The organism is Kocuria aegyptia, from assembly GCF_039530085.1.
Classification (GTDB): domain Bacteria; phylum Actinomycetota; class Actinomycetes; order Actinomycetales; family Micrococcaceae; genus Kocuria; species Kocuria aegyptia.
This window is the reverse complement of sequence record NZ_BAAAOA010000002.1, coordinates 21,826-29,043: the sequence shown is the minus strand read 5'-3', so window position 1 is coordinate 29,043 and position 7,218 is coordinate 21,826. Positions and strand designations below refer to the sequence as shown.

General features: G+C 73.6%; 6 protein-coding genes. 1 reads left to right on the top strand and 5 read right to left on the bottom strand.

What is annotated here, in order from left to right; genetic code table 11:
- Nucleotides 1–247: 247 nt before the first annotated feature.
- Nucleotides 248–757, top strand: a complete 510-nt coding sequence (locus ABD220_RS00170; RefSeq protein ID WP_344118734.1) for a PTS sugar transporter subunit IIA — start codon at nucleotides 248–250, stop codon at nucleotides 755–757.
- 9 nt (nucleotides 758–766) lie between these two features.
- Here ABD220_RS00170 and ABD220_RS00165 read toward each other — a convergent pair whose 3' ends face one another.
- From ABD220_RS00165 to kdgD, 5 genes are all read right to left on the bottom strand, one after another.
- Entirely contained in the window at nucleotides 767–1,984 is a 1,218-nt protein-coding gene (locus tag ABD220_RS00165) for an MFS transporter (RefSeq protein ID WP_344118732.1), read from the bottom strand.
- A 169-nt stretch (nucleotides 1,985–2,153) separates the two neighbouring features.
- The gene (locus tag ABD220_RS00160) at nucleotides 2,154–3,137 is read right to left on the bottom strand and encodes an AEC family transporter (protein WP_344118730.1); all 984 of its coding nucleotides are present in this window, start codon (nucleotides 3,135–3,137) and stop codon (nucleotides 2,154–2,156) included.
- 19 nt (nucleotides 3,138–3,156) lie between these two features.
- A complete protein-coding gene (locus tag ABD220_RS00155; RefSeq protein ID WP_344118728.1) occupies nucleotides 3,157–4,485 on the bottom strand; it encodes an enolase C-terminal domain-like protein in 1,329 nt (442 codons plus the stop codon).
- On the bottom strand, nucleotides 4,482–6,107 hold the full coding sequence (locus tag ABD220_RS00150; protein WP_344118727.1) for an aldehyde dehydrogenase (NADP(+)): 1,626 nt from the start codon (nucleotides 6,105–6,107) through the stop codon (nucleotides 4,482–4,484). Before ABD220_RS00150 ends, ABD220_RS00155 begins: the two co-directional genes overlap by 4 nt.
- A 62-nt stretch (nucleotides 6,108–6,169) precedes the next feature.
- Nucleotides 6,170–7,117, bottom strand: coding sequence for a 5-dehydro-4-deoxyglucarate dehydratase (gene kdgD / locus ABD220_RS00145; RefSeq protein ID WP_344118725.1), 948 nt, complete (start codon nucleotides 7,115–7,117; stop codon nucleotides 6,170–6,172).
- Nucleotides 7,118–7,218 lie beyond the last annotated feature (101 nt).

Here is a 7,218-nt window from a genome sequence, read left to right as displayed (position 1 = left end):
TCACCGCAGTCCGCGTTGAGGTCGATGTCGGAGGGGGACATGCTGTGCTCCTTGTCACGTCGGTCCCTCCAGCATGCCCTGTCCATCTGGATTGTTCAACAATTTTCGCGGTCGGAATCAGGTTCCGTCCCGGCCGGTGGACGCCCGGCCCCGGCCGCCGTATGTTGGCCCGCACGAGGGCGCAGCGGTGCCGCGGGCAGCAGAGCGGGGCCGCGCCGCCCGCCCGCCTCCACCGATGGGACAGCAGATGAGCGACGACAGGACCCCCCGCACCGCGGACGACCCGCCGAGGGGCTCCGGCTCCGTGCTGGCGCACCTGAGCGAGTCGACCGTGCTCCTGGACGTCCACGGGGCGGACCGGGACGGGGTCATCCGGCAGCTCGCCGAGCTCGGGGCGCACACGGGCCGGGCCTACGATGCCGACAGCACCGCCGCCGCGGCCCTGGCCCGCGAGGAGGAGGGATCCACCGGGGTGGGCAACGGCGTGGCCCTGCCGCACGCCAAGTCCGCCGGCGCCGAGCGGCCGATGATCGCGTTCGCCCGCAGCGTGGACGGCGTGGAGTGGAACGCGCTGGACGGCGAGCCCGTCCACCTCGTCTTCCTGATCTCCCTCCCCGAGGAACGCTCCGGGGAGGAGCACCTGGAGCTGCTGGCCGAGCTCTCCCACGCCCTGGCCGAGGAGTCCTGCCGACAGGCCCTCCTCGACGCCGGGAGCGCGTCCGAGGTGCTGGCCGTGCTGGAGGACGCCCTGGGCTGACCGGTCCGCTCACTCCCGGATGAAGCGGGCCCGGCCGGCCTGCCAGCCGAAGACCGCCGCGAGCGTGCCGACCGCCGCGAACATGACGCCTGCGGCGGCGAAGCCCCCGGTCCAGTGCAGCAGCTGCCCCACCAGGAAGGTGCCCGAGGAGCCCACGCCGTAGCCGACGCCCTGCATCATGCCCGAGAGCCGCACCGCCATGTGGCTGCTGCGGGTGCGCAGCGCGATCATCGTCAGGGCCACCGCGGTGAGGCTGCCCTGGCCCAGGCCCAGCAGCCCGGTCCAGACCCAGATCAGCTGGGTGGGGCCGAAGACGCAGAGCACGAAGCCGCCGCCGGCCATGAGGGCCACCGCGGCGTTGAGCACCCGCTGGTCGGCCAGCCGTGCGGCCAGCACCGGGGCGAAGAGCGAGCCCGTCATCTGGAGCAGGATCGACACGGCCACGATCAGCCCGGCGGTGGCCCCGTCGATCCCGCGGTCCCGCAGGATGGGGGCGAGCCACGCGAAGACACTGAAGGACATCATCGCCTGGAAGACCATGAACAGGGTGATCTGCCAGGCCACCGGGGAGCGCCACGGGCCGGGCCCGCCGGTGTCGGCCGGCGGGGGACCGGGGTCCCGGCGGCGGACCGCCACCGGGACGAGCAGGACCACCACGAGGGCCGCGGGGGCCGCCCACACCGCCAGGGAGCCCCGCCAGGAGCCCGTCGCCTGGAGCACCGGGTAGGTCAGGCCCGCGCCGAGGGCGGCGGAGGCGCAGATCGCGGTGGTGTAGAGCCCGCTCATCAGGCCGATGCGGTGGGCGAAGTCCCGCTTCACGAGGGACGGCAGCAGCACATTGCCCAGGGCGATCGCGGCACCGCACGCGACCGTTCCGGCGAGCAGCAGCGGCAGGGCGCTCGCACCCGGCAGGGGGAGGCCTCGGACCCCCAGGCCCAGGGCCAGGACCACCATGGCGCCGAGCAGCACGTTCTCGGCCCCGAACCTGCGGTTCAGGCGCGGTGCGAACGGCGCGAAGACGCCGAGCAGCGTCACGGGGGCGGTGGTCAGCACGGTGACCGCCCACCCCGGCAGGCCGGCGGCCGCGGTGATCTCCGGCAGGATCGCGGAGAAGCTGGAGAAGACCGTGCGCAGGTTCAGGCCCACCAGGACCACGCACACCGCGAGGTAGACCAGTGCCCTGCGGGACGTCGGGTCCGTCGGCGGATCGGCGTGCGGGCTCGGCACGGGGAGGCCTCCTCAGGGCTCGGCTGCCGGCCGTCCCCGCGGGGTGGCCCGGACAGGGTCCACGGTACTGCGGGAGCGGCCCGGCCCAGGACAGCGCTGCCGCCGTATCCGGGACGCCCCGGTCCTGCAAGACGCCCGCACCCGTTCGTCCCCGCGCCCGGCGCCGCGGTCAGTGCAGGAGCAGGCCGGTGAGGAGGACGGCCGGGAAGGACAGGAACGAACTCAGCAGGACGATGTCCCGGGCGGCGTTGGCCGGCATCCGGAACTGGGACGAGAAGAGGAACACGTTCTGGGCCGTGGGCAGGGCCGCCATGACCACGACGCCCAGCAGCTCGGTCCCGCCCAGGCCGAACCCGAACCTGCCGATCGCCCACGCCAGCACGGGCATCACGGCCACCTTGATCAGCGTCCCGCCGATCACGTCCGGCACGAGCGCGCGGTTCCGGAACGGGCGCTGGCCGTGCAGGCTCATCCCGAACAGCAGGAGCAGCAGCGGGACGGAGGACTGCCCGAGCATCTCCAGGGGAATCCACAGCACTTCGGGCACCTCCAGCCCGGTGGCGGAGAGCAGCACTCCGGCGGCGGTGCCGATCGTGACGGGATTCGCCACCGACCGCACGATCGTGCGACCGGCCGAGGTGCTCTCCCGTCCGGGCGCCGCGGCCCGCGTCGCCGGCGCCGCTCCGGGGCCGGTGCGGCGCCGGGGGCGGGCGGCCCAGGAGAACACGAGCAGGTAGAGCGGGGCGATCAGCAGCAACTGGGCCAGCAGCACGGAGACCACGGGCGCGGCGCTGCCCACCGCGTAGAGGGCGATGGGCAGCCCGATGTTCCCCGCGTTGACGTAGGAGGAGGCCATGGCGCCGACCGCCGTGCGGGCGGCCCCCCGGCGCAGCACCACGCCGCTGTACAGCGCGAAGAGCGCCCCCGCCACGGCGGCGGTGGCCAGGGCGATCGGGGTGTAGACCCCGAGCACGGCCCTGAGGTCGGTGCCCGCGACGAGCACCAGCATCAGGGCCGGGTTGGTGAGGTAGTAGATGACGGGGGTGAGGCCCGCACGCATGGTGCGGGCCTCACCGGGCAGCAGCGCGGCGGTGGCGAACCCGGTGACGGCGAGCACCGCGACCACACCGAAGCCCAGCAGCACGCCCGTCATCCCGTCGGTCCGCTCCGGCTCAGCGGACCAGGCAGGGCCGCTTGGGGTCGAAGCTCCAGCCCTCGATCAGGTACTGCATGGCCGCGGCGTCGTCGCGGGCACCCAGCCCGTGCTCGAGGTAGAGCTCGTGGGCGGCCGCGAGGCGCTCGCGGTCCAGCTCGACGCCGAGGCCCGGGGCGGCCGGGACCTCGATCTCGCCGTCGCGGATGCGCAGCGGCTCCCGGGTGAGGCCCTGGCCGTCCTGCCAGATCCAGTGCGTGTCCAGCGCGGTGATCTCGCCCGGAGCCGCGGCGCCCACGTGCGTGAACATGGCCAAGGAGATGTCGAAGTGGTTGTTGGAGTGCGAGCCCCACGTCAGCCCGAACTCGTGGCACAGCTGGGCCACGCGCACGGACCCCGCCATCGTCCAGAAGTGGGGGTCCGCCAGGGGGATGTCCACGGCGCCGGCCCGCACCGCGTGGGACATCTCCCGCCAGTCGGTGGCGATCATGTTCGTGGCCGTCCGCAGGCCCGTGGCCCGCCGGAACTCCGCCATCACCTCACGGCCGGAGAACCGCCCTTCCGCGCCGCACGGGTCCTCGGCGTAGGCGACGACGCCCTGCATCCGCCGGCCCAGCCGGACCGCCTCCTCGAGCAGCCAGCCGCCGTTGGGGTCGAGGGTGACCCGGGCCTCGGGGAAGCGCTCCTTGATCGCCGTGACGGCGTCGACCTCCACGTCCCCGGCCTGGACCCCGCCCTTGAGCTTGAAGTCCTTGAAGCCGTAGCGCTCCCGGGAGGCCTCGGCCAGGCGCACGACGGCCTCGGGGGTCATCGCCTCCTCCCGGCGCACCCGCTCCCACGCGTCCGCGCCGTGGGGCTCGCGCAGGTACGGCAGGTCGGTGCTGTCCGGATCGCCCACGAAGAACAGGTAGCCCAGCATGGGCACCGCTGCGCGCTGCTGCCCGTCGCCGAGCAGCTCGGCCACGGGCACACCCAGGAACTGCCCGTGCAGGTCCAGGAGGGCGGACTCGATGCCGGTCACGGCGTGCACCGCGGTGCGCAGGTCGAAGGTCTGCAGCCCGCGCCCGCCGGCGTCGCGGTCCGCGAAGGCCGTGGCGACCCGGCGAAGCAGGGTGCGGAACAGCGCCACCGGTTGCCCCGCCAGCAGGGTGGCGGCCTCCTCGATCGTGGCGCGGATCTTCTCACCGCCCGGCACCTCCCCCAGACCGGTCCGCCCGTCGGAGTCCGTCGCGATCACGACGTTGCGGGTGAAGAACGGCCCGTGGGCGCCGGAGAGGTTGAGCAGCATGGAGTCGTGCCCGGCGACGGGCACGACCTCGACGCGGGCGATCGTGGGCTGGGCGCTCATGCGCGGTCCTCCGCGGAGTCCCCGGCCAGCTCGATGCGGCCGTCGACCCGCCGGTTGAGGTGCCACGGGTTGGCCGCCTGCACCGGGGCGGGCAGCAGGGCGTCGGGGATGTTCTGGTACGCCACGGGGCGCAGGAACCGCTCGATCGCCAGCGTGCCCACGGAGGTGGTCCGCGAGTCGGAGGTCGCCGGGAACGGGCCGCCGTGGACCATGGCGTCGCCCACGTCCACGCCGGTCGGCCAGCCGTTGGCGAGGATCCGGCCCACCTTGCGCTCCAGCACCGGCAGCAGCGGGGCCGCGGTGGGGAGGTCCTTCTCGGACAGGAACAGGCTCGCGGTCAGCTGACCCTCCATCCGGGCCGCCGCGACCACCAGGTCGTCGGCGGACCCGTAGCGGATCACCAGCGAGGACGCGCCGAAGATCTCCTCCTGCAGCACGGGGTTGGACAGGAAGGTGGGGACCTGCGTGCCGAAGACCACGGGGGCCGGGGCGTTCTCGGTGGCGCCCTCCTTGCCGCGGGCCACGACCTCGACGCCGTCCTGGGCGCCCAGGGCGTCGATGCCGTCCCGGCAGGAGCGGGCGATGCCCGGGGTGAGCATGGTCGCGCCCTCGGCGCCGGCCAGTGCCCGGTCCACGGCGGTGAGGAAGGCGTCGCCGGCCTCGCCCGCGGGGACGAAGAGCAGCCCCGGGTTGGTGCACAGCTGCCCGGAGGAGCCCGTCAGGGACGTGACGTAGGCGCGGGCGAACTCGTCGGCGTCGCCGCGCAGGGCGGAGTCGAAGAGGAAGACGGGGTTGATGGAGCTCATCTCGGCGTACACCGGAATCGGCTCCGGCCGGGCGGCGGCGGTGGCCATGAGCGCGGTGCCCGCGCCGCGGGAGCCGGTGAAGCCCACGGCCTTGACGGCCGGGTCCTTGGCCAGGGCCTGGCCGATGCTCGCACCCGGGCCGTAGACCAGGGAGAACACCCCGGGGTGCAGGCCGCAGGCGGCCACTGCCTCGGTGAGGGCGTGCCCCACGATCTCGCCCGTGCCGGGGTGGGCGTTGTGCGCCTTGAAGATCACCGGGCAGCCCGCGGCCAGGGCCGAGGCGGTGTCCCCGCCCGCGGTGGAGAAGGCGAAGGGGAAGTTGCTGGCGCCGAAGACGGCGACCGGGCCCAGGGGGACCTTGCGCTGGCGCAGGTCCGGACGCGGCAGCGGGGTGCGCTCCGGCAGGGGCGGCTCGATGCGCACGCCGCGGTGGTCGCCCTGGCGCACGACGCGCGCGAACAGCCGCAGCTGACCGGTGGTGCGCGCCAGCTCCCCCTGCAGGCGCGGCTTCGGCAGCCCGGTCTCCGTGGCGGCGCGGTCCACCAGCTCGGGGCCGACGGCCTCGATGTTGGCGGCGATCGTCTCGAGGAAGCCCGCGTGGGTCTCCGGGTCGAGGGCGCTGAAGGACTCGAAGGCCTCCTCGGCGGCGGCCGTGGCCTCGGCGAGCTGGGCCTCGTCGATCAGGGTGTAGGCGGGCTCGAGCTCGGCGTTGGTCGCCGGGTCGATGCCGCGGGTGGTGCCGGCATTGCCGGGGGTCTCGCGGCCGGCGATGATCGAGTGGCCGGAGAGGACGGTGGTCTGGGTGCTCACGGACATGGGTTTCCTTCGCTGTCTGTGGATGCGGTCTGTGGGTGCGGTTCCTGCCGGCCGGCGGCGGGTCAGGCCTGCTGCAGGGCGTCCGCCGGGGCGCCGGCGGGGAGCGCCTCGATCAGGGCCTTGAGGTCGGCGAGGTCCTGCTCGGTGAGGTCCTGCAGCGGGGGGCGCACCCCGCCGGCGTCACGGCCCACGGCCCGCAGCCCGCCCTTGATGATGGAGACGCCGTAGCCCTTCGCCCGGTCCCGGATCTCCAGGTAGGGCAGCACGAAGCTGTTGAGCTTCTCGGTCACGGCCGCCCGGTCCTGGGCGCGGACGTCACGGTAGAACTCCAGGGCGAACTCGGGGATGAAGTTGTACATGGCCGAGGAGTAGGTGCTCATCCCCAGCTGGAGCAGGGGCAGGGCGAAGGTCTCGGCGGTGGGCAGTCCGCCGAGGTAGAACAGCCGGTCCCCGTTGCGGGCGTAGACCTTGGTGAGGTGCTCGATGTCGCCGATGCCGTCCTTGAAGCCGATGAAGTTCTCGTGGCGCTCGGCGAGACGGGCGATGGTCTCGGCGGAGTAGATGGCGTTGGCCCGGTTGTAGGCGATCACCCCGAGATCGGTGGCCGCGCAGACCGCCGAGGCGTGGGCGAGCAGTCCGTCCTGGTCGCACTCGGTGAGGTACGGGGGCAGCAGCAGCAGACCCTCGGCGCCGGCGGCGGCCGCGTCATGGGCGTTGCGCACGGCCTGAGCGGTGTTGCCGGCCGCCGGGGCGAGCACGGGCACGGTCCCCCCGACCTCTTCGACCGCGGCGCGCACCACGGTGGCGGTCTCCTCGGGGGTGAGGGAGAAGCCCTCCCCGGTGCCGCCGGCGGCGAAGAGCCCGGCCACGGGGAAGGAGGCCTGCCAAGCCAGGTGCTCGCGGTAGGCGGTCTCGTCGAAGAGCAGGTCGGCGTCGAACGCGGTGACGGGGAAGGACAGCAGGCCGTCCTTGAGCTTGTCCGCCAGTTCCTGGGGAGTGTGTGTGGCCACGGTCGTCGTCCTTTGCATGGGTCGTGGTCAGGCGAATCGCCTGTGTGTCACGTTTCACCCTAGGGAGGTCGATTGATGCGTGTCCAAGCCCAATTTTATAT

Excerpts from the sequence above, each read along its gene's own strand:
- ABD220_RS00170 (WP_344118734.1), top strand. The coding sequence starts at position 248 with ATGAGCGACGACAGGACCCCCCGCACCGCGGACGACCCGCCGAGGGGC.
- ABD220_RS00155 (WP_344118728.1), bottom strand. The coding sequence starts at position 4,485 with ATGAGCGCCCAGCCCACGATCGCCCGCGTCGAGGTCGTGCCCGTCGCC.
- ABD220_RS00160 (WP_344118730.1), bottom strand. The coding sequence starts at position 3,137 with ATGACGGGCGTGCTGCTGGGCTTCGGTGTGGTCGCGGTGCTCGCCGTC.
- ABD220_RS00150 (WP_344118727.1), bottom strand. The coding sequence starts at position 6,107 with ATGTCCGTGAGCACCCAGACCACCGTCCTCTCCGGCCACTCGATCATC.